Consider the following 23,570-nt stretch of genomic DNA (forward strand, 5'->3'; position numbering starts at 1 on the left):
ATGGAACCGGGCGGAAAATAAGTCCACTGTGGACAGATCGACTTCTGTGGCGATTCGCACGGCGTGGTCACTCCGTCCTCTCCAGGCCGGCGGCGACCGCGCGGACCGTGGAAGCTCGATAGAGGTTCGCCATAACGACCGCCGGCATTCCGGCCGCCCTCATGGCGGTGCTGATCCGGACCGCGTACATCGAGTTCCCGCCGAGCTCGAAGAAGTCGTCGTCCGGCCCGACGGCCACGCCGAGCACGTCGCTCCAGATCCGCCGCAGCCGGCCCACGAGGTCGTCCTCTCCACCTGAGATCCTGGCTGGCCGGAAGCGGGGCTGCGGTAGCCGGACGATGTCCAGTTTCCCGTTCGGTGTCAGGGGGAGCTCGGCCACCGGGGTAACCGTGGCGGGAACCATGTAGTCCGGAAGCAGCCGGGCGACCCGGTCCCGGATGCCCGCCGCGGCCTCGTCGGCCAGCACGACGTACGCGTCGATCCGGGCCGTCGCCGGATCGGCCGGATCGCTCCGACGCACGACCGCGGCGGCGGCACGCACGCGAGTATCCTCGAGCAGGGCCGCACGGATCTCGCCGAGTTCGACGCGGAATCCACGGATCTTGACCTGGTGGTCCGCGCGGCCCAGATGGTCCAAGGTCCCGTCGGGACGCAGCCGCCCGAGGTCGCCACTGCGGTACTGCAACCCACCGGTGTACGGGTCAGGCCGGAACCGTTGCGAGGTCAGCTCTTCCTGGCCGAGGTAGCCGGCAGCGACGCCTGCGCCACCCACGTGGATCTCACCGACGACGCCGGGCGGCACCAGCCGGCCCGCTTGATCGAGCACGTAGAAGTGCCAGCCGGGCAGGGCAGTACCGACGCAGCGGGTCGCAGTCTCGGCCAGTTCACGGGTGACCGTCAGGTGGGAGGCGTGCACGGTGGTCTCCGTGATGCCATACATGTTCACCATCCGGCACTGCGGGTGCCGGTCGAACCATGGCAGCAGCGCGCGGGTGTCCAGCGGTTCCCCGGCGAAGATCGCCAGCCGGGGGTCGACCAGCCCGTGGTCGACCCCCAGCAGTTGGGTGAAGGCCGATGGAGTCTGGCTGAGGACCGTGACCTGCTCGGCCACGAGCAGGTCACGGAAACGCTCGGGATCACGAGACACGTCGTACGGCACCACGGCGAGTCGCCCGCCGGTGAGCAGACAGCCCCACATCTCGTACACCGACACGTCGAACGCGCCGGAGTGGAAGAAGCTCCACACATCGTGCGGGCCAAGGCCGAACAGGTCCCGAGTGGCGTCGACCAACGCGATCACGTTGCTGTGCGGGACAACAACGCCCTTGGGACGTCCAGTCGAGCCGGAGGTGTGGATGACATAGGCCGGTTCGGCCGGGTCGATTCGGGGACGAGTCGTCCGCGGTCGCGACGCGACGAGTTCGTCGACGGTCCGCGCGAGCATGGCGATGTCGGTCCGGTCGGTGATGACGAGCCGTACGCCGGCCCCTTCGAGGATGCGGGCTAACCGTCCGGCCGGATGCATCGGATCGACAGGCACGTAGGTGGCGCCCGCCTTCAGCACCGCCATCACGGCCACGACGAAGTCCGCTGACCTGTCGAGACACAACCCCACTCGGTCACCAACACGCACTCCGGCAGCCCACAGTCCGTCCGACAGCCGGGTCGACCACGTGTCCAGCTCGCGGTACGTCAGCGTGGCGGCCCCGTCAGACACGGCAACCGCGTCCGGTGTCCGCGCCGCAACGCGCGCGAATGCCTCGTGGAGGCACACACGGGAGGTAGCCAGCGGTTCCCGCGACCGGCCCAATGCGACGATCCGGCGCCGCTCGACGTCGTCCAGCAGGTCGATCTCCGCGACAGGGACCGACTGGACCTGCTGGTGCACGTGCGCGAGGTGACGCGCGAACTGCTCAACGATTTCGCGCGCGAAGTGGCTGCGTCGGTAGTCGAGCCGCAGGTGATCACTGTGGACGGAGACGGTCAACGGAAACGGGGATCCCTTGTCGCCGAAGAGCAGACCGGCGATGACCGGCTGGTCCGTCGGGACCGGCCGCAGCTCACCCAGCACGGCTGCGAGATCGACACTCACCGAGCCGTGGTCGGTGCCGACCACGACGGATTCCCGGCCCAAGTACCGCCCGAGCGTGACGGCGAGGGCGCCCAACCAACTGGCCCGGTCACCGGTCGAGCAGTCCAGTCGCAACATGACGGTCGCCGCACCGGTCGCGCCGGGCTCGGGCAGCCCCCATTCCGGTGGGCCTAGCACGTCATCCGTCCTTCGTGGACAGTCTCGACGATCAGCCGCAGCAGTGGACCAGGATCCTGCGCGAGGTACATGTGCCCACCGGGCATCTCGGCGACATCGCACCCGCAGGTGGTGAACGTCCGCCACGCGTCCACGTCGGCTGCGCCGGCCAACTCGTCATCTGCCCCCCGCACAACCGTGATCGGAACATCGACGTGACCGCCCGGGCTCGGGACGTAGTCCTCGTCCATCTGGAAGTCGGCGCGCAGCGCGGGCAGGAGCAAGTCCCTCATCTCCGGGTGGTCGAACGCCGGGTGGCGATATCCCGTCAACCGCTCCACCTCAGCGAGAAACTCGTCGTCCGGCAGCCCGGAGACTCGTGGCGCCCGGCGACCACCCGGCGGCGGCGTGCCGCTGACCACCAAGTGGAGCACCTCAGGCCCGAGCCGGCGGGCAATCTCGTAGGCCAGCACCCCACCCACACTATGTCCGAAAAGGACGATCGGACCGGTCATGTCGGCCGAGACGCTGTCCGCGGCCACATGCAGGTCCCCGTACGGCACCACGTCGATCAGCCGCTCCCTGCCGGGCAACGGAACCGGTTCGACCTCCAAGCCGTCGACCATCCCGGCCCACGCTCGGTAGAACGACGGCCCGGCGCCCGCGAACGGCAGACACACCAGCCGTGTCATCGAGTCTCACCGACCAGCGCGTCGCACAACACATGGGCGACCTCGGCCATGGCCGAGCGCTTCATCATCTCGTAGTGGCCGCAGGTGACGTCGTGCTTGATGATCGTGCCGGTGACATAGTCCGTCCAGATATCATGCTCCGGCAGGCCTTCCGGCCTTCTTTCGGTGGCGTTGAGGAAAAGCATGTCGCCGTCGAAGCGCCCCGGGGTGAAGCGCCTGGCCATCTCGACGTTGTTGGACACGACGTGGATCAAATCGGACACCCGCAGTTCGCCGACCATGTCGGTGAGAAAGCTCTCCCTCATCACCTCACGCGCTAGGAACGACACCGGAACCCGCGACTCCGCCGGCTTGTCGACCAACGGGTACGAGTCGAGCAATGCCAGCAGAGCCACCTCCTCGCCGTCGGCCTGAAGCTGCACGGCGATCTCGTGCGCGACCAGCCCGCCGAACGACCAGCCGAGCAGGTGATACGGCCCGCTCGGGCGCACCGAGCGGATCTGCGCGACGTAGTCCGCGGCCATGTCGGTGATGGATGTGGGCTTGGCGGCGGGTGTGTCGATTCCCCTGGCCTGCAACGCGTAGATGGGGTGCGCGGGCGGCATGAATGGGATCAGACCCGCGTAGCTCCAGCCGATGCCGCTGGCCGGGTGCACGCAGAACAACGGCGGGGCATCCAGGCCGACACGCACCGGCAGCAACGCCGCGAATGGGCTCTCTCGATTGTCCAGCCCGACCCTATCGGCCAGGCATGCCGGCGTGGGCGCCTCGAACAGGTCACGCATGTTCAGGTCCACGCCAAAGTACGACCGGATCCGCAGCAGCAGTTTCAGCGCCAGCAACGAGTGCCCACCGGATGCGAAGAAGTCCTGGTCCGCGCCAACCGACGGCAGCCCAAGCACCTCGGCGAACAGCTTGCCGAGCGCGTTCTCACCGACGGTCCGCGCCGAGCGGGTTACGACCATCGACGTCAAACCCGGCTCGGGCAGCGCGTGCCGGTCGACCTTGCCCAGCTCGGTCATGGGTAGCGCGGCCAGTTCCACGTACAGCTCCGGCACCAGATAGTCCGGACGCAACTCGCCGACGTGCGTGCGCAACTCCTCCTCGTCAATGACGCTGCCGGCAGTGGGGACCACGTAGCCAATGAGCCGCTTGTCCCCCAGACGGTCCAGGCCCACGGCCACGGCCGCGTGGGCGACAGCCGGATGTGCGGTCAGCGCCGCCTCGACGTCGCCCGGCTCCACCCGGAACCCGCGGATCTTGACTTGGTCATCCACCCGGCCGTGGAAGTCCAGCGCGCCGTCCGGTCGGACGCTTGCGAGGTCACCGGTCCGGTACATGCGAGCGCCGGGTTCGTCGAACGGGTCGGCGACGAACCGCTGCGCGGTGACCACCATGTCGCTGACGTAGCCCAGGGCCACGCCCGCGCCGGCCAGGTACAGCTCCCCGACGGTCCCGGTCGGTACCGGACTCAGGTCCGGGCCGAGCACGTGGCACCGCATGCCGTCCATCGGCGTGCCGATCGGGACTGTGGCGGTATCGGCGGTCACCGGCGGCACGAGCCCGCTCGTGGCGAACGTGGTCGTCTCGGTAGGTCCGTACGCGTTCACGACCTCCACGTCAGGGCAGGCGGTGCGCACCCTCGCGACTGCTGCCGGCGACACGACGTCCCCACCGACCCATAGCTGCCGTAGGCCCGCGAAGCATGTCGGCACTTCCTCTGCGTACAGCCGGAACAGGCCGGCCGTCAGCCAGGCCGCGGTGATCCCGTGCTCAGCGACCGTCGACGCCAGCACAGCAGGGTGCAGCGGCCCGGGCGGCGCGAGGCACACCAGACAGCCGTTCAGCAAGGGCACCCACAGCTCGTAGGTGGCGGCGTCGAAGGCGTGCGAGGAGTGCATGAGGACACGCTGGTGGGCGCCGTCGGCGAATCGCTTGTCGCCGACAAACGCGACCACGTTGTCGTGCGTGACGGCAACGCCCTTCGGTTCACCGGTGGAACCGGAGGTGAACATCACGAACGCCACGTGGCCAGGTTCGACCGGCGCAGGTGATGCGAGCCCGCCGGCCAAGGAATCCAGGAACCCAGTGTCCACCTTGACAACGGTGCAGTCCTGCACGGGCAGTTCGTCCATGGCGGTGGTGATCACCGTGGTCGCCCCGGCCAGCCGCATGATCTGCTCGATCCGGGCCTTGGGGTACCGGATGTCCAACGGCACGCAGATGGCGCCGGCCTTGAGCACCGCCAACTCGGCCACGACCAGTTCAATGGACCGGTCGAGGTGGATAGCTACCGGAGTCCCCACGCCCACGCCTTGCTCGCGCAGGTGATGAGCGAAGCGGTCGGCGAGTTGGTCCAGCTGCCGGTAGGTCAGCAGCCGTTGCCCGGCGACCAGCGCAATCGCGTCGGGGGTGCGGTGGGCGTGGTAGGTGAACAGACCTGTGACCGTGTCGGTGCGCATGTCCGCAGACGGTCGGGTGATCAGCTCACCGATCGGCTGCTCGGGATGGTCGGCCATGGTCTTCAAGATCCTCCGGTAGTCGTCGGTGAGCCGACGGATCACGCCGCGCTCGAACAGGCCCGCGTCGTAGCTGAGTCGACCGTCGATACCGGCCGGGCCCTCAGCGAGGGTCAGCGAGAGGGTGAACTTGCCGCCGGCGGGCTCGCGCAGCGGCTGCGGGCGCACATCCAGATCGCCGAGGCGGATGTCGCCTTCCTCTGTGTTCAGCAAGGCCAGCATGAACTGGAACAGCGGGTGAAACCCAGCAATGCGGCCGGGATTGAGCACCTCGACCAGCCGCTCGAACGGCAGGTCCTGGTGAGCAAGTGCGGCCAGGTCGGTACGTCGGACTCGGTCAAGCATGTCGGCCACGGTCAGGTCGTCGGCCAGCCTCGTGCGCAGCACCACCATGTTGACGAAGTAGCCCACCAGGTCGTCGAGGCCCTGGTCGGTGCGGCCGGCGACGGAGGTGCCGATCGGAATGTCGTCGCCGGCGCCCGCGGCGGCCAACAGCAGAGCGAAACCGGTTTGCAGCAACATGAATAGGCTCACCTGCTGGCGACGGGCTAGTGCCTGCAGGGCCGCGTGCAGCTCTAGCTCGAGGGTGAACAGCTCGACCCCCGCACTGCGGCCGGGGACGCCGTCTGGCCGTTCGACAGCCAGCCGGACCCGGTCGGGCAGACCGTCGAGTTTGTTGCGCCAGAACGACAATTGGCGCGCCGCGATACCCTCCGATTCCTCTTCGGCCTCGAGCAGTTCATGCTGCCACGCCGCGTAGTCGCCGTACTCGACTGCCAACGCAGCCCATTGTGGTGCCCGGCCGGCGGCACGGGCCTCATAGGCCAAGGCCAGGTCATCCGCGAGCGGACGCATCGACCAACCGTCCACCGCCACGTGGTGCAGGACGAGCAAGAACACGTGGTCCTCGGGACCAATCCTGAGCAGGTGCGCTGCATACGGCGGTCGCCGGAGGATGTCCAGCCGCTGGCGGGCCAGTCGGGTGAGGACGCCATCGAGGTCAGGCTCCGCAACTTCCACGACTGGGAGCTGCACGCGCTCGGGCGCGGCATGAGTCCGTGGGTACGGTTCGCCCTGGCCGTCGTCGGGAAACACGGTGCGCAGCGGCGCGTGCCGGCCGACAACGTCCGCCCAGGCCAGTTCCAGCGCGTCCCGGTCGAGTGCGCCCCCGATCCGCATGGCCAGCGGGATCAGGTGGGGATCGCTGTCCGCGCCGAAGTGTTCGGCGAACCACATCCGGCGCTGGCCGAACGACATCGGCACCGGCACGGTCGCCCTGCGCAGTGCCGGCCGGCTGATACCGCCCTGACGGACCAGGGCGGCCAGGCCGGCCACGGTCGGCTGGTCGAACACCGCGCCGATGTCCAAGTGGATCCCGAGCAGCGCGCGGACTCGGCTGATCAGCCGGGTGGCAAGCAGCGAGTGGCCGCCGAGGGCGAAAAAGTTGTCGTCCATGCCCACATCGGGCAGCCCGAGTGTCTTGGCGAACAGGCCGGCCAGCACGTGCTCGTGCTCGGTCGATGGCCTCCGGTCACTCGCGTGGACGGCTGGTTCGGGCGCAGGCAGCGCGCCCCGGTCGATCTTCGCATTGGGGGTGAGTGGAAGCTCGTCGAGCACGACGAAGTCCCTTGGCGCCATGTACTCCGGCAACTGCCCATCCAGGTAGGCGCGCAGCTCGTCGACGAGGTCCGCCGACCACGGTTGGGCCGCCGGCTCGTTGGTGTACACGCCGGCCGGCTTCCCATTATTACGGACAGAGTGAACTGGTTGGCCAAATGGGACGAACAACGCGTCGAGCACGCCGGGCCTACCGGCGGCAGGCCACGCGAGCTGGAGGCGGTAGCCCGCCGCGTCGGCCAGTTCGTACAACGCCGCAGGCTCGATCGAGTCGGTGGCATCTGCTACGCCAAGTTCGGTCGCGAGCCGCGCGTCCGGGATGCCGGTGACATACAAGGCGCCATCGAGTGCTGCGCGCAGATCATCGAGCGCAGCCATGTCCCGTCCCCAGTGGACTGTCCGAGGCGAGACGGGCTGCCCGGCACCGCTCGAGCGAAGCGTTACGTCGTAGCGGTATCTCGTCAGCTCGTTGTGATGCCGACCACGCTTCACGTTGACCTCGACGCCACAGTCCGGCGCGTACGTGGCGAAGAATGCCGGGTCGACAAGGAGTTCCTTCTCCAAACGGACGATCCGATCGACGTGCTGCCGCACCGCCTTGGGATCGGCGTCCGGTTCGGCCGCGAGTGCCACGCCGGCGGCGAACACCCGCCGCAGCGCCAGGTTGCGCACGTCCCCCACAAAGATCGCTCCGCCCGGGCGCAGCAAGGCCATGCACCCGCGCAGAACCTCGTCCAGGTAGGCGGCGCCGGGGAAGTACTGGACCACGGAGTTGATCACGATCGTGTCGAAGACGCCAATGGGCAGGCCGGTGAAGTCCTCTGCGGACCGCACCCGCAGCTCCACTCGGCCGACCAGTTCGGGGAACCGGTCGACCTGCGCCTGGAGGGTCGCGATGGACTGTGCGGAGAAGTCGGTGCCCCAGTATGTTTCGCACTCGAACGCCAGCTGCGCGAGCAACAGACCCGAGCCGACGCCGATCTCCAGCACCCGCCGGGGGTTGAGGTCGCGGATCCGGCGAACGGTGTCGTCGCGCCACTCCACCATGTGCTCGAGTGGGATCGGCTCGCCGTTATAGGTGCTGTTCCAGCCGCTGAAGTCCGCACCGAGCGGGATGTCCCGCGGATGGTGGTAGTGCCGGTCGTAAACCGCCAACCATTCTGCGGTCTGCTGAGCCTCGCGAGCCTCGTCGCGGCCGAAGCCCAGCGCTGGCACCACATAGGCCGCCAACGACCGGTCGCCCTGGGCGTCGGTACGCACCTGCACTGTCGCCTGGGCCAACGCCGGGTGCCGTACGAGCGCGGCCTCCACCTCACCGACCTCCACACGGAAACCGCGGATCTTCACCTGACCGTCCGGCCTGCCGACGAACTCCAGCACGCCGTCGGCCCGCCATCGGGCCAGATCACCCGTCCGGTACATGCGCCCGCCGGTGTACGGGTCGGCCACGAACCGCTCCGCGGTCAGGTCGGGTCGGCCGAGATAGCCCCGGCCGACTCCGGCGCCCTGGATGTACAGCTCGGCGGTGACCCCCGGAGGAACCGGCCGCAGGTCCCGGTCGAGGACGTATGCGCGCACGCAGTCCAATGGACGGCCAATTGGCACGGTCCGGCCCATGACCGAGTCATCTAGCGGGATTCCCGTGCAGCACAGGGTGATCTCGGTCGGACCGTAGATCGCGGTGACGGTCGTATACGGAGCCACGGCACGAACCCGCTGCACGGCCGCCGGTGACACCACATCCCCGCCGGTCCATACCTCCCGCACTCCGGCGAACGCCTCCGGCGCTTCCTCTGCCATTACCCTGAACAAGCCCGCGGTGAATAGCACCCCGGTGACCCGCTCGGTCGTCATCACCTCAGCGAACGCGAGCGGATCGGCGTCGCCGGGCGGTGCGATGACGATCTGGTGACCATTGAGCAGAGGCGCCCACAGTTCGAAGGTGGACGGGTCGAACGCGCTCGGTGCGTGCAGCAGGACCCGTTCGGCGCTGCACCCGGCAGCCCCATTGCCGTGCCAGCACCGGTCGTAAGCCAGTTCCAGCACGTTGCGGTGGGTGATCGCGACGCCCTTGGGCTCGCCGGTCGACCCCGACGTGTACATAACGTACGCCAACTGATCCGGATGCGTGGTGACACCCAGGTCCTCAGCCGAGAGGGTCTCCTCGCCAGTGCCGTTGTCGCCCGTGTGCAGGACCACGCCGTCGAAGTCCAAGTCGGGCGGGCAAATCTCGGCGTCGGTGAGCAGCACCGAGCTGCCGGTGCGGCGGAGGACCTGGGTGAACCAGACCGGCGAGTACGCGGTGTGCAGGGGCACGTACGTCCCACCGGCCTTGAGGATTCCCAGGATGGCCACCACCAGGCCCACCGACCGGTCCTTGAGCACGGCCACCGCGTCTTCCGGGCCGACGCCGAGCGCGATCAGCTGGTGAGCGAGCCGGTTCGCCCGCCGGTCCAACTCGGCGTACGTGACGTCGACTCCGGACGCGCGCAGCGCGACCGCGTCCGGGGTTCGCTGGACCTGCTCGGCGAACCGCTCCTGCACGCTGCGGTCCGCGTCCCGCAAGGGCTCCGATGTGGTGTTCCAGCCGTCCAGAACGCGTCGGGTGACGTCGTCACCGAGCACGTCGAGCCGGCTGATCGGGCGGGCGGGATCGGCGACGGCAGACTCGAGTAGGTGCTGTAGCCGCGTCAACAGAGCGTCGGCCGTGTCCAGGTCGAATAGGTCGGCGTTGTACTCGACCGTGCATGCCAAGTCGTCGCCATCGGTGGTGAACACGAAACTCAGGTCGAATCGGGACACCCGCCAGGGCTCCGGGTGCTCGGTCACGGTGAGGCCAGGCAGGGCCACGTCCGCGTTTGACCGGGCCTGGACGGTCAGGAAGACCTGAAACAGTGGCTGGAGCCCCCGAGATCGATCCGGGTTGACCGCCTCCACCACGCTGTCGAACGGGATGTCCTGGTTTCCGTACGCGGCCAGGTCCACCGCCCGGACCCGGGCGAGCAGGTCAGTGAACGACGGGTCGCAGGCAGTGTCCGTGCGGAGTACCAGGGTGTTGACGAAGAACCCGACGAGGTCATCCAGTGCCTCATCGGTACGACCGGCGATCGGGCTGCCGATCGGGATGTCGGTGCCGGCGCCGTGTCGGGACAGCAGCACGGCCACGGCCGCCTGAAGAACCATGAACAGCGTGACCCGGTTCGCGACGGCCAGTTCGGTGAGCTGCCGGTACAGCTTCCCGTGTACGGCGAAGCCGGTCGCTCCGCCGCGGCCGCTGGGTACCGCGGGCCGTGGTCGGTCGGCGGGCAGGTCCAGCCGGTCGGGCAGGCCGGCCAGGGCGGCACGCCAGTACGCTAACTGTTCACCGGCCAGACTGTCCACATCAGACTCATCACCGAGAAGTTCACGGTGCCAGAACGTGTAGTCCGCGTACTGTATGGGCAGTGCGGTCCACTGTGGAGCATGACCGTCGCGACGGGCGGTGTACGCCGTCGCTAGGTCCCGCCACAACCTCGGCATCGACCAGCCGTCACCCGCGATGTGGTGCAGCAAGACGACCAAGACGTGCTCACCCGGCACCACGCGCAGTAGCTCCACCCGCAGGGGTGCGTCGGTGGTGAGGTCGAACTCGTAGGCGGTCATAGCCGCGACGGCGGCGTCGAGGTCCGCTTCGGCGACCGTCGACACGCTGAACAACAACGGGCCGGCCAGCACGGCCTGGTACGGCTCGCCGTCGATGTCCGGGAACACCGTGCGCAGCGACTCGTGCCGGGTGACCACGTCGGCGAAGGCGGCTCGCAGCGCGTCCACGTCCAACTCACCGTTCAGGCGCAGGGCATACGGCATCGTGTATGCGGTGCCGGCGCCTTCGAGGCGGCGCAGGAACCACAACCGTCGCTGAGCCGGCGACAACGGAATGCGTTCCGGGCGGCCCGCGGGCCGCACCGGCGGCCGGGGCCGGTCGCCGTGCACCAACGCGGCCGCCAGGCCGGCCACCGTGGAAGTACGGAAAATCTGCTGGACCGGGATCTCCACGTCGAACACGGACCTGATCCGGCTCACCAGCCGCACGGCGGTCAACGAATGCCCGCCCAGCACGAAGAAGTCGTCGTCCGGCCCGACCTTGGGCAGGTCTAGGGTCTCGGCGAAGATGCCGCACAGCAGCGCCTGCGGCTCGGTAATCCCGGTCCGAACCGGCGCCGCGACCGGCCGCCCCGGCCGCGGCAGCGCCGCTCGGTCGGTCTTCCCGTTGGGATGCAGGGGGAACGAGTCCAGCCGCACACACACCGACGGCACCATGTAGTCGGGCAGCGCCGCCGTCATCCGGTCCCGCAGCACAGCCTCGCCGACCGTTCCGGTGAAGTAGCAGACCAGCCGCTGCTCCCCCGGCCGGTCCTCGCGTACCACGGCCACCGCGCCACTGACGCCGGCCACGGCCACGGCGGCCGCCTCGACTTCGCCCAGTTCGATTCGATACCCGCGCACCTTGACCTGTAGATCTGTACGGCCGAAGAACTCCAGCATCCCGGGTCCGGACCATCGGGCGACGTCGCCGGTGCGGTACATCCGCTCACCCGGCGCGCCAAACGGGTCGGCCACGAACCGGGACACCGTCTGCCCGGGCCGGCCGACGTAGCCACGGGCAAGCCCGGACCCGCCGAGGTAGAGCTCGCCGCGCACTCCCGGCGGAACCGGACGCAACGCGGTGTCCAGGACGTAGCAGCGCATGCCGTCCACCGCCCGGCCGATGACCGGGTGCTCGTGATCGGCAACCCGGGCGATGGTCGCGTGCACGGTGGCCTCGGTCGGGCCGTAGTGGTTGAACACCAACGTTCCGGACGTGTCCCGCAACTGTTGCCACAGGGCGTCCGGGACGGCTTCGCCGCCCACGACGACCACGCGGGGCCGATGGTCGCCCTCGAATAGGCCATAGTCCATCAGCCGGCTGACGAACGACGGTGTGCTGTGCACGATGTCGATGCCCGCCTCGCGCACGTAGGCGACGTACGCCTGCGCGTCGTGGCGGACCCGGTCCGGGACGATGTGCAGTTCGTGGCCGGCGAGGAGTGCGAAGACATCGTAGAAAGACGCGTCGAAGGTCAGCACGGACGTCCAGCCCAGCCGCAGCGGGCCGCCGTCGGGACGGCTCGCTCCGGCCCGGAACAGCCGGCGGCGGTGGTGGTGCCACAACCCGGCCAGTGCCCGGTGGCTGACCCCAACCCCCTTGGGCACTCCGGTCGAGCCGGACGTGCAGATCACGTACGCGAGCTGGTCAGGGTGGACCGGACCGGTTTCGATGGGAGGAGTGGCCCCGTGCCCGGCCAGTAGGCCGGGCTCGTCAACGAGGACCAACTCGGTGTCCCCGATCTCCAGACCGGCGATGACCTCACTGGTGGTGACCAGCAGCGACGGCCGCATCTCGGCGAGCGTGGTCTCAATGCGTCGCCGGGGCTGGTCACGGTCGATCGGGAGGAACACGGCTCCGGTCTTCAGCACCGCGAACATCGCGACGAACGCACCCGCGGACCGGGGCAAGGCGACGGCGACGAGCTGTTCCGGCTGGGCGCCGTGGGCGAGCAACAAGCTCGACAGCTGTGCAGCCCGCGTGTCCAGCTCGGCGAACGTCACACGGTCCGGGCCGTCCACCACAGCGGTCGCCGCCGGTGTCGCACTGACCTGTGCCGCCAGCAGCGCGGCCATAGTGACCATGCCCGCCTCGTCTTGTCCGGTCACAACCACTCCTCGGCTTCGGTGTCGTCGAAATCGGCCCAGCCGGTCACCATCCGCGTGGCCTCCTCGGGGTCGAGCAGGTCTAACGCGTCGACCGGGCAGTCCGGGTCCGCAGCCGCGCCGGCGAGCAATCGCCTGGTGTAGCGCAGGATTCGCGCTACGGTGTCCGGGTCGAATAGGTCGGCGCTGTACTCTGCGGACAACTCCAGTCCCACCGGCGCGCCCTCCTCGGTCATCAGCTCGGTGATGTTGACCAGCAGGTCGAACCGGGCGGTCTCGGACCGGAAGGGCTGCACGCGGCAGGTCAGGCCGGTCAGGTCCAGCGTTGCCGGGGTCATGCTCAGCAGGTTGAGCATCACCTGGAACAGCGGGTGTCGGGCCGGCGTACGCGGCGGGTTGAGCGCCTCCACCACGTGCTCGAACGGCGTGTCCTGGTGGGCGTACGCGGCGAGATCAGCGGCGCGCACCCTGGCCAGTAGCTCCCGGAACGTGGGGTTTCCCCGTACGTCGGTGCGCAGCACCACGGTGTTGACGAAGAACCCGACCAGATCGTCCAGTGCCTCGTCCATTCGACCGGCGACCGGCGAGCCGAGCGGGATGTCCGGGCCGGCGCCCAGCCGGGACAGCACGGCCGCCATGCCGGCCTGGAAGACCATGAACGGCGTGGTGTTCGCCTCCGTGGCCAGTCGCCGCACCGCCTCGTGCTCGTCGGCGTCGGTGCGTACGGTCAGCGTACCACCGCGGTGGCTCGGCAGGGCCGGGCGCGGGCGGTCGAACGGCAGTGCCAGCTCAACGGGCGAGCCCGCCAGCGCATCCCGCCAGAAGTTGATCTGCTCAGTCCGTACTTCCTTGCCATCGGACCCCGGAGCGGACAGCAGGTCCCTTTGCCACAGCGCGTAGTCCGCGTACTGCACCGGCAGCGGAGTCCACTGTGGAGCATTTCCGGCACACCTGGCGTTGTAGGCCTCGCCGAAGTCACGGGTCAGCGGTGCCAGCGACGAGCCATCCCCGGCGATGTGGTTAATCACCAGGATAAAGACGTGGTCCGCGGGACTCAGGGTCAGCAGATGGGTGCGCAACGGCAGTTCGGTAGCCAGGTCGAACGGGACCGCGGCCAAGCCGGCCATGACGTCGTCGAGTTCGTCAAGCCCCACCTCCCGCCTGAACAGCGGCACCTGGGCCGTCGCGGCCGACTCGATATCCTGATACGGCTCACCGTCCCGGTCGGGGTAGCGAGTGCGCAGGACCTCGTGCCGGGCCAACAGGTCGTTCACCGCGTGCCGCAACGCCTCCACATCCGGTTCGCCGGTCATCCGCACGCCCAGCTTGATGTGGTAGTTGGCGCCCTGGGTCTCCAGCCGGTGCAGGAACCAAATTCGGCGCTGCGCATACGACAGTGGCACCACGTCCGGGCGGCGGCCCGGTACGACCGGTGGCCGTCGTGAGCCGCAGCCCGGCAGCACCGCAGCCAGTCCCGCAACCGTCGGGTTCTCGAACACGCTGCGGACCGACACCTCGACCCGCAGCACCTCGCGAACCCGGCTGACCAGCCGCATGACAAGCAGCGAGTGGCCGCCTAGGTCGAAGAACGCGTCGTCGGGTGCAACCTCACGCACATCGAGCACTTCGGCGAACAGTCCGCACAGGATGCGTTCCAGGTCGCCGCGTGGCCGCCGGCGTCCGGTGGGCTGGACCTCGGGCGTGGGCAGGGCCTGATAGTCGATCTTGCCGCTGCGGGACAACGGGATCCGGTCCAGGACCGTGACCACGGACGGCACGAGGTGGACTGGCACCCGTTTGGTCAGTATCCGCCGTAGCTCTGCCGGGTCGAGGGTCATGCCGGCCTCAGGCACCACATACGCGACCAGCCTGACCCCACCGTCCTGATCGGGCTGGCCGATGACCACCGCCGAAGCCACCCCGGGCAGCGCCCGCAGGTGGTGTTCGACCTCGCCCGGTTCGATCCGGAACCCGCGGACCTTGAGCTGGGAATCCGCGCGCCCGACGAATTCCAGCACCCCGTCCGGACGCCAGCGGGCCAGGTCGCCAGTGCGGTACATCCGCGTGCCCGACGCGCCCTGCGACGCCGCCACAAATCGTTCGGCGGTTAGTCCAGGCCGGTCGCGATACCCGCGGGCCAGTTGGACGCCGGACAGGTACAGCTCGCCAACGACACCGGGTGCCACGGGCCGCAGTCCGTCGTCCAGAACGTGCAGACCGGTGTTCCACGCCGGTCGCCCAAGCGGGACCGTGTGGCCCAGCGGCTCGTCAGCGACCCGCCACTCGGTCACGTCGATCGCCGCTTCAGTGGGGCCGTACAAGTTGTACAGCGGCGCGTCCAGGACCTTGCCAGCGGTGGCGGCCAGCTCCGGCGGAAGTGCCTCGCCGCTGCACAGCACCCGACGCAGCACCGAGCCCAGGCCCTCCGCGGTCGGTTCCGCCACGAAGGAACGCAGCATCGACGGTACGAAGTGGACAGTGGTCACCCCGGCGGACCGGACCAGAGCGGCCAGGTAGGCGGGGTCACGCTGGCCACCCGGACGGGCCACGACCACAGCGGCACCGGTGACCAGCGGCCACAGGAACTCCCAGACCGAGACGTCAAACCCGGCGGACGTCTTCTGCAGCACCCGGTCGTCCGGACCGAGACCGTGGCGGTCCTGTGTCCACAACAGACGGTTGACCAGTGCCCGGTGCCCGATGAGCACGCCCTTTGGCCGCCCGGTCGACCCGGACGTGTAGATCAGGTAGGCAGGTGAGTCCGGCAGTACGGGGCACGCGGGCCGCTGGACGCGCAGGGAAGCGACGTCGCGCATCGTCACCGTGACCCGGTCAAGTGGCTCCGCGGCCAGCACCAACGCCCGGCTGCGCGTCGTCGAGTAGCTGGCCGATCCGCTCGGCCGGCTGGTCGGGGTCGATCGGCAGGTAGGCGGCGCTGGCCTTGAGCACGCCCACGATCGCCACCACGAGGTCCACCGAGCGGGGCAGCACGATCGCCACCACGTCCTCGGCGCCGATCCCGCGGCCGGCGAGGAAGCCGGCCACCCAGTCCGTCTCGGTGTGCAGCCGCGCGTAGTCGAGGGTCCGGTCGTCGCCGATCACCGCGGCAGCCGTCGGGGTGGCCGCAGCCTGCCGGTCCAGCAGTTCCACCACGGTCCCCACACCGAGCGGGCGCACCGTGCCAGCCGAGGCTGCGGCCGCAAGGGCACACTCGGACTCATCGAGGATGTCCACGAGGCCGATACGGCCGGCGGGGTCGGTGGCCACGCCGCCGAGGAACCGGCGGAAGTAGCTGACTATCCGCTCTGCGGTCGCCCGGTCGAACAAGTCCGTGCTGTATTCGACAAGGATCTCCAAGCCGGCCGGCCTACTGTCCTCATCGTGCGTCTCGGCCATGGACAGCAGCAGGTCGAACTTTGCTGCGCCGGGCTGGCCGGGCTGCTCGCGAACCTCCAGGCCTGGCACATCGAGCCGGCTCTCGGTCATGTTCTGCAGGACAAGCATGACCTGGAACAGTGGGTGGCGAGACAGCGACCGCTCCGGGTTGACCGCCTCCACCAACCGCTCGAATGGGATGTCCTGGTGGGCATATGCGGCCAGGTCAGTCTCCCGGACGCGGGCCACAAGCTCGGCAAAGGTGGGGTCCCCGGACGTATCCGTGCGCAGCACGAGCGTGTTGACAAAGAACCCGACCAACTCGTCCATGGCCTCGTCGGTGCGGCCGGCGATCAGGCTGCCGAGCGGGATGTCGGTGCCCGCACCCAGACGCGTCAGCAAGGCTGACAACGCGGCCTGCAGCACCATGAACAGCGTGGCGTCCAGGCGACGTGCCAATGCCAGCAGGCCTAGATGAACGTCGGCCGGAACCATTTGCTGAAACAGCTCGCCTCGGTAGCTCGCGACAGCAGGACGGGGCCGGTCGAACGGCAGCGCCAGCTCGGCGGGCAGGTTGGCGAGCTGTGTGTGCCAGTAGCGGAACTGGCGGGCCAGCGCACTGCGTTCGCCCCCCTCGTCACTGAGGATCTCGCGCTGCCAGAGCGTGTAGTCCACATACTGCACCGGCAGGCTAGACCATTGTGGACAGTCACCGGCCGACCGCGCGGTGTATGCCTCGGCCAGGTCACGGGCCAGCGGGATGAGCGACCAGCCGTCCCCTGCGATGTGGTGAACCACAAGTGAAAGGAGGTGCCGCTCGGGGCCGATCCGGTAAAGCACCGCGGACAGTGGAACCTCGAACTCCAGGTCGAAGGTTTGCCTGGCGTCTGCGGCGATCACAGCATCGATCTCGCCCTCGGCAAGCGGCCGCACCGGCAAGGCTGGACGCGCCTGTGCAGGCTCGAGCACCTGCTGCCACGGTTCGCCGTCCTCTGCCGGGAACACCGTTCGCAACGATTCGTGCCGGTCGGTCAGATCGCCGAGAGCCGCACGCAGTGCTCCGACGTCCAGCGAGCCCGTCAGGTGCAGAAACGTGGGCAGGTTGTAGGTCGCGCTCGGCCCTTCCATCCGGTGCAGGAACCACAGCCGTCGCTGCGCGAACGACAGAGGCGGGCGTTCCGGCCTCGACCGGGCCGTCAGTGGTGGCCGTTCGGCCGCGCCGGCCGTGGCCAAGGCCTTGGCCAGTGCGGACACCGACGGGTGTTGGAAGATCATCCGGATCGGCGCCTCCACGCCGAGCACGGACCGGATCCTGCTGGTCAAGCGGGTCGCGAGCAGCGAGTGCCCGCCTATGTCGAAGAAGCTGTCAGTCAGTCCTACCCTGCGCAGGCCGAGCACCTCCGAGAACAGCTCGCCCAGGATCTGCTCGGTCGGCGACCGGGGCGCGCGGTCCGCGACGTCCGTGCCGTGGTCCGGCTCGGGCAGCCGGGCCCGGTCGAGCTTGCCGGTCGGCCCGATCGGCAACGCGTCCAGCACCACAACCGCCGAAGGCACCATGTACCCGGGCAGCCGGGTGGCAAGGTGCCTGCGCAGCGCCGACCTCAACTGCCGGTCCTGCAGCGCCTCAGCCGGTTCGGCGGCCCATGTGGCCAGCTCGGCGTCGCGCGGGTCCCCGGCGTACACACCGACAGTGGTGGGACCGCCGAGCAGGACGTCGTACCGGCCAGCGGCGGGCGACGGGGTGAGCACGCAGTGGTAGCCCGCGCCCGTGACCACCTCGGTGACGGCCTCCTGGGCCACACCGGTCCGGTCGTCCAGTGTCCGGACGGCCATCGCCAGGTCACCCGCGTCGATCAGGTCGCTCGCGGCTGTCGGGCCTACCAGCCGCGGGTCGGGCACGCCCGCGACGCGCAAGCCTTCCGGCCGACGCTTACTCAGAACGGCGGCCAGTTCATCGAGCGTCCGAACGTCAGTGCCCCACACCAGTTCAGCGAGGGCGGGCGGTGTGGTCGCAGTGTTGTCGTGCAGGACGACGTCGTAGCGATAACGGCTGAGCTCGTTGACATAGCCGCCGCCCTTGAGCCGGACGTCCGCTAGTCCGAACCCGGGTGTCCGGTCCGCGAAGAGCGTGAAGAACTCGGGGTCCAGCACCAGCTCCCGGTCCTGCGCGACACGGCGGTCCACAGCCTGCCGGACCGCGTGCGGGTCGGTCCCGGGACGCTGGCGGCGCAGCTCGATCTCCGTGTGCAGCAGCTTGGCCAAGCGCCGGCCGCGGATGTCGCCGAGCACAATCCGGCCTCCGGGGGCAAGCTTGCCGGCAAGTTTTGCCAGCACGTCGCTGAGGTAGGCCACGCTGGGGAAGTACTGGACCACGGAGTTGAGCACAATCGTGTCAAACCACCGGTCCGGCAGGCCGTCGACGTCATGGGCGGCCTGTGCCCGCAGTGTCACCCGGCCGGCCAGGTCAGGGTCCTCGCCGACCTGACCGGCGAGCCGGTCAACCACGACAGTTGAGAAGTCGGTCGCCCAGTACTCGTCACACTGTCCAGCGAGCGGCGCGAGCAGCAGACCGGAGCCGACGCCCACCTCGAGGACCCGCCGTGGCCGCAACTGGCGCAGTCGGTCCACCGTGGCCGAGCGCCAGGCAAGCATGTCCGCCCGGTCAAACGGTAGACCATCCACTGTGGACACCCAGCCGGTGAAGTCGGCGCCGAACTCCTCGCCGCTGCCCGTGTAGAGAGCGTCATAGGTGTCACGCCAGTTGTCGACCTGCTCGCCATCCAGCGTCGCTTTCCGTTCGCCGGCCCGGGCCATGGCGTAGGCGACCAGCTCGGTGTCGCCCGCCGAATCCGGTCGAGCCACCACCACGGCGGCGGTGACCACCGGGTGGTCCAGCAGCACCGCCTCGATCTCGCCGAGCTCGATCCGGTGTCCCCGTACCTTGACCTGGTGGTCCACCCGGCCGAGGAACTCCAGTTCACCACCCTGCCATCGGACCAGGTCACCGGTCCGGTACATGCGGGTTCCCGGCGGGCCGTACGGGTCAGCCACAAACCGGTGTGAGGTCAGTTCGGGACGGTCGTGGTATCCGCGCGCGACACCACCACCGCCGAGGTACAGCTCACCCGGCACACCTGGCGGGACCGGACACAGGTCGAGGTCCAGCACATAGCCGCGACGGTTGGCAATCGGGCCGCCGATGGGTGGTGCGCCGGACGGGTCGTCGCCCGCCCAGGCTGTGGCGTACACAGTGGACTCAGTCGGGCCGTAGATGTTGTGCACCCGCACACCCGGCAGGCGGCGCCGGGTCTCCTCCCAGCCGCTGCGGGTCAGCGCATCACCCGCGAACACCACGGTCCCGACATCCACCTGGACGGCCTCGTGCCGAAGGACCGGCAACGCGGCGGCGGAGACACCAGACAGCAATGAGCCGGACCATGGCCGTTCCACCAGCGCCAGCAGGTCGGTGACCAGGTCAACGACGCCACCCGCGGCGAGCGTGCCGAACAGTTCGAACACCGACACGTCGAAGCTCAGTGACGTCGAAGCGAGCACGCGGGCCATCACATCGGCGCCAAGCTCCCCGGTGACCCAGGCCATCAGGGTGGCCGCGTTCTCATGTGTCACCACGACGCCCTTGGGCATGCCGGTCGAGCCGGACGTGTAGATCATGTACGCGGCGTTCGCGCCCACCAGCGACCCGACCCGGTCTGCGTCCGCGAGGTCGGCGTCGGTGAACTCGCCGAGGTCGGGCAGTTCCGTGAGCACACACAGCGGGTCGGCGTCAGCGGTCATGAACGACAGTCGATCCGCTGGGTAGGCCGGATCCAGCGGGACGTACGCGGCACCGGCCTTCAGCACGCCGAGCACGGCCACCAACAGGTCGCACGTACGAGGCATGGCGATGCCCACGAACCGCTCAGGGCCAGCGCCACGAGCCACGAGCCAGCGGGCGACCCGGTTCGCACGCGCGTTCAGCTCGTCGTAAGTCAGCTGCGAGACCCCGTCGGCGACGGCGATGCGGTCCTTCCCGGCGGCCACGGACGCCTCGAACCAGGCGTGCAGCGTGGCGTGCTTCGACGGAATGTCCGACCCGGTGCCGGTCTTTAGCATTGACGCACGCTCGGCGTCGTCTGTAATTGGGAGCCGCGCGACGGTCACGCCCGGATCGGCCGTAACCGCAGCAAGGACACGTTCCCAGCGAGCCAGGATGGCCCGAACGGTGTCGGCCTCGAACAGGTCGGTGCTGTATTCAACCGCGCAATGCAGGCCGCCCGTGTCCGGGCGTTCGGAGACGCTGACGAAGAGGTCGAACCGGCTGACTCCGGCGCCGGTGAGCTCGGTGCTGATGTCCAGCCCGGGCAGGGCGAACGGCTCCTCGGCGGTGTTCTGCAATGCGAGCATCACCTGGAACAGCGGGTGCCGGGATAGCGACCGCTCCGGGTTGAGCAGCTCGACCAGGTGCTCGAACGGCACGTTCTGGTGGTCATAGGCGGCCAGGCTGGTCTCCCGGACCCGGGCCAGCAGCTGGGCGAACGTGGGGTCCCCGGCGGTGTCGACCCTCAGCACGGCCGTGTTCACGAACATCCCGACGAGGTCGTCCAGAGCCTCGTCCACCCGGCCGGCGATCGGACTGCCCAACGGGATGTCGGTGCCGGCGCCCAGCCGCGTCAGGGTGGCCGCGAGCGCGGCCTGCAACACCATGAACAGAGTGACGTCACACCGCCGTGCCAGCTCGGCCACCGCTCTATGCCGTTCGGCCGGCACGTCGAACTCCACGAAAGCGCCCCGGTTGCTCGCCATGGCAGGCCGGGGGCGATCAGTAGGCAGTGTGAGCTGCTCGGGCAGTCCGGCCAGGGCGTCGAGCCAGAACGCGATCTCGCGGTTCCATGCGCTGTCCGCGTCGTCCTGGTCACCAGCGATCTCCTGTTGCCACAGGGTGTAGTCGGCGTACTGGACCGGCAGTTCGCTCCACTGCGGACGTTCGCCGGCCACACGGGCGGTGTAGGCACGTTCGATGTCCCGCGCCAGTGGACCGAGCGACCAGCCGTCCGCTGCGATGTGGTGCAGGACCATCACGAGCGTGTGCCGTCGCGAACTAACCGCGAACAGGCGTGCTTGCCACGGCAGGGTTGTCATGACGTCGAATGGCTGCCGCACGACCTCCTCGACGGCTTGGGGGAGGTCTTTCTCGTCGATCTCCACGACATCCAGCGCCGACCAGGCCGCTGCCAGACCGAGGACGACCTGCTCGGGTGAACCGTCACGGAGCGGGTAGATCGTGCGCAACGGCTCGTGCCGATCGACGACGTCCCGCAGGGCGGCGGCCAACGCCGCTCGGTCGAGTGGGCCGGCGAGGTGCAGCACCAACGGCATGTTGTAGGTCGCGTTGGGTCCTTCCAGGTGGTTGAGGAACCACAGGCGCCGCTGAGCGAACGACAGCGCGAGACGTTCAGGCGCAGCAACACGGCGCAGGGGCGGGACACGGTGGTGACCGTTGTCGATAAGCCGCGCGAGCCTTGCGGGGGTTGGCGCGTCGAACACCGATCGCACCGGCAGGTCCGTACCGAATACTGCCCGGACCCGGCTCAGCAGCCGGCTCACCAGCAGGGAGTGCCCGCCCAGCGCGAAGAACCCGTCGTCGGGCGCGACCGACGGGATACCCAGCACCTCGGCGTACAGGCCACAGATGATCTCCACCCGCACGTCGCGCGGACCGCCGACGGGAGCCTCGGTCACCAGGGCAGGCAGGGCGGCTCGGTCCAGCTTGCCACTGACCTGCGACCTCGGCAGTTCGTCGAGGACGATGATGGCGGCGGGCACCAGGTTCGCGGGCAGCCGGTCGGCCACGTGGTCCCGCACCGCGTTGACGTTCAGGCCGGCTGCCACGGCGACCACGAAGCCGACCAAGACCGGGGTCCCGGCGGCGGACTCCCGTACGGCGACGGCGGCACGAGCCACATCCGGGTGACCGGCCAGCACAGCCTCGACCTCGCCCGGCTCAACCCGGACGCCGAGCAGCTGCACCTGGTCGTCGACCCGGCCGACGTAGTCGAGGGCACCACCTTCGGTCCATTTGGCGAGGTCACCAGTGCGGTACATTCGCGTGCCGGGCGGGCCGTAGGGGTCGGCAACGAACCGATCCGCGGTACGGCCCGGCTGCCGGTGATATCCGAGGGCGACGCCGGAACCCGCGATGTACAGTTCACCGGCCACACCGACGTCCACGGGTTCGAGGTCGTCATCGAACACGTAACACCGGACTCCCGGCATCGGCCGGCCGATCAGCGGCTTCCCCGGCCCGACGAGCACCTGAGCGCACGCGTCCACAGTGGACTCCGTAGGGCCGTACATGTTCACGAACGTGACGTCGGAGTACCCGGCCAACCGCGCCCACAGCGACACAGATGTGGCCTCACCCCCCAGGAGGACAACCGCAGGCCTGCGCTCGCCGTCGAGCAGGCCGGCGTGCACCAGCTGGTCGACGTGCGACGGGGTGACGTCGATGACGTCGAGAGCACGGTCGGCGACGAACGCCGTGAACGCGTCCGGGTCGACCCGAGTCTCCTCGTCGACGATGTGCAGCTCGTGGCCGTGGAACAGCCACATGAACCCGTCCCAGGCGCCGTCGAACGACCACGACGCCACATGCGCCACGCGAGCATGTCCGGTTGCTGCAAGCCGCACGACGTCCCGGTAGCCGGCAAACAGGTTCACCAGCGAGGCTTGGGTGACCACGACCCCCTTGGGCAGCCCAGTCGACCCAGAGGTGTAGGTGACGTAGGCGACCTGCCCCCGGCCAGAAGCCGCGGTCACCTCGGGTGCGACCGCGTCCGGCCCGAGCACTGGAATGTCCACACCGGACAACTTGGTAGCTGTCTCCGCGGTCGCGACGGCGAGCGTCACCCCAGCATCGGCGAGCACGTGTGCCGTCCGCGACGACGGCTGCGCCGGGTCGACCGCGACGTAGCCGGCGCCAGTCCGGAAGACCGCGAGCATCGCGACGACGAAGTCGGCCGTGCGCGGCAGGACCAGTCCCACCAGCGTTCCTGGCCGGGCACCGGCCCATCCGAGAGCATCGGCCAGCCGCCGGGAGGCTCGATCCAGGTCGGCGAAGGTGTGCGTGCTCGCGCCAGCGACCACGGCGACAGCATCGGGGGTGCGGGCGACCTGTGCGTCGAAAACCTCGATCATCGTGGACGGCCCGACGTCGATGGCCGTGTCGTTCCACTCGTCGAGGATCCGTGCGCGGGTCTGTCCGTCCAGCCGGGCCAGCCGCCGGACGGGTGCCTCTGGGTCGTCTACCACCGATTCCAGAGTCCTCACCAGCGAGCCGAGCAACCGGTCGATCGTCGCCGGGTCGAAAAGGGCCGCGTCGAAAAAAAACAT

The 23,570-nt window shown here is 69.0% G+C and carries 5 protein-coding genes; all 5 read right to left on the bottom strand.

The features are described 5' to 3' along the window. Nucleotides 1–67: 67 nt before the first annotated feature. From KUTG_RS20525 to KUTG_RS63755, 5 genes are read right to left on the bottom strand one after another with little or no spacing between them, the layout of a single operon-like run. Nucleotides 68–2,269 carry a non-ribosomal peptide synthetase gene (locus tag KUTG_RS20525; RefSeq protein ID WP_043718850.1) on the bottom strand — a complete coding sequence of 734 codons (2,202 nt, stop codon included), beginning with the start codon at nucleotides 2,267–2,269 and terminating at the stop codon, nucleotides 68–70. Beyond that, entirely contained in the window at nucleotides 2,263–2,940 is a 678-nt protein-coding gene (locus tag KUTG_RS20530; protein WP_043718852.1) for a thioesterase II family protein, read from the bottom strand. The genes KUTG_RS20525 and KUTG_RS20530 overlap by 7 nt, the downstream gene beginning before the upstream one ends. Beyond that, a complete protein-coding gene (locus KUTG_RS20535) occupies nucleotides 2,937–12,809 on the bottom strand; it encodes an amino acid adenylation domain-containing protein (RefSeq protein WP_157494672.1) in 9,873 nt (3,290 codons plus the stop codon). The genes KUTG_RS20530 and KUTG_RS20535 overlap by 4 nt, the downstream gene beginning before the upstream one ends. Then, nucleotides 12,806–15,622, bottom strand: a complete 2,817-nt coding sequence (locus tag KUTG_RS20540) for a non-ribosomal peptide synthetase (RefSeq protein WP_157494673.1) — start codon at nucleotides 15,620–15,622, stop codon at nucleotides 12,806–12,808. Before KUTG_RS20540 ends, KUTG_RS20535 begins: the two co-directional genes overlap by 4 nt. A 16-nt stretch (nucleotides 15,623–15,638) precedes the next feature. Beyond that, nucleotides 15,639–23,570, bottom strand: coding sequence for a non-ribosomal peptide synthetase (locus KUTG_RS63755; RefSeq protein ID WP_084579582.1), 7,932 nt, complete (start codon nucleotides 23,568–23,570; stop codon nucleotides 15,639–15,641).

It is taken from the genome of Kutzneria sp. 744 (assembly GCF_000568255.1).
In the GTDB taxonomy this organism is placed as follows: Bacteria; Actinomycetota; Actinomycetes; order Mycobacteriales; family Pseudonocardiaceae; genus Kutzneria.

Bases quoted from the DNA above. Each gene is read 5' to 3' on its own strand.
- KUTG_RS20530 (WP_043718852.1), bottom strand. From the start codon at position 2,940: ATGACACGGCTGGTGTGTCTGCCGTTCGCGGGCGCCGGGCCGTCGTTC.
- KUTG_RS20540 (WP_157494673.1), bottom strand. From the start codon at position 15,622: ATGCGCGACGTCGCTTCCCTGCGCGTCCAGCGGCCCGCGTGCCCCGTA.
- KUTG_RS63755 (WP_084579582.1), bottom strand. From the start codon at position 23,570: ATGTTTTTTTTCGACGCGGCCCTTTTCGACCCGGCGACGATCGACCGG.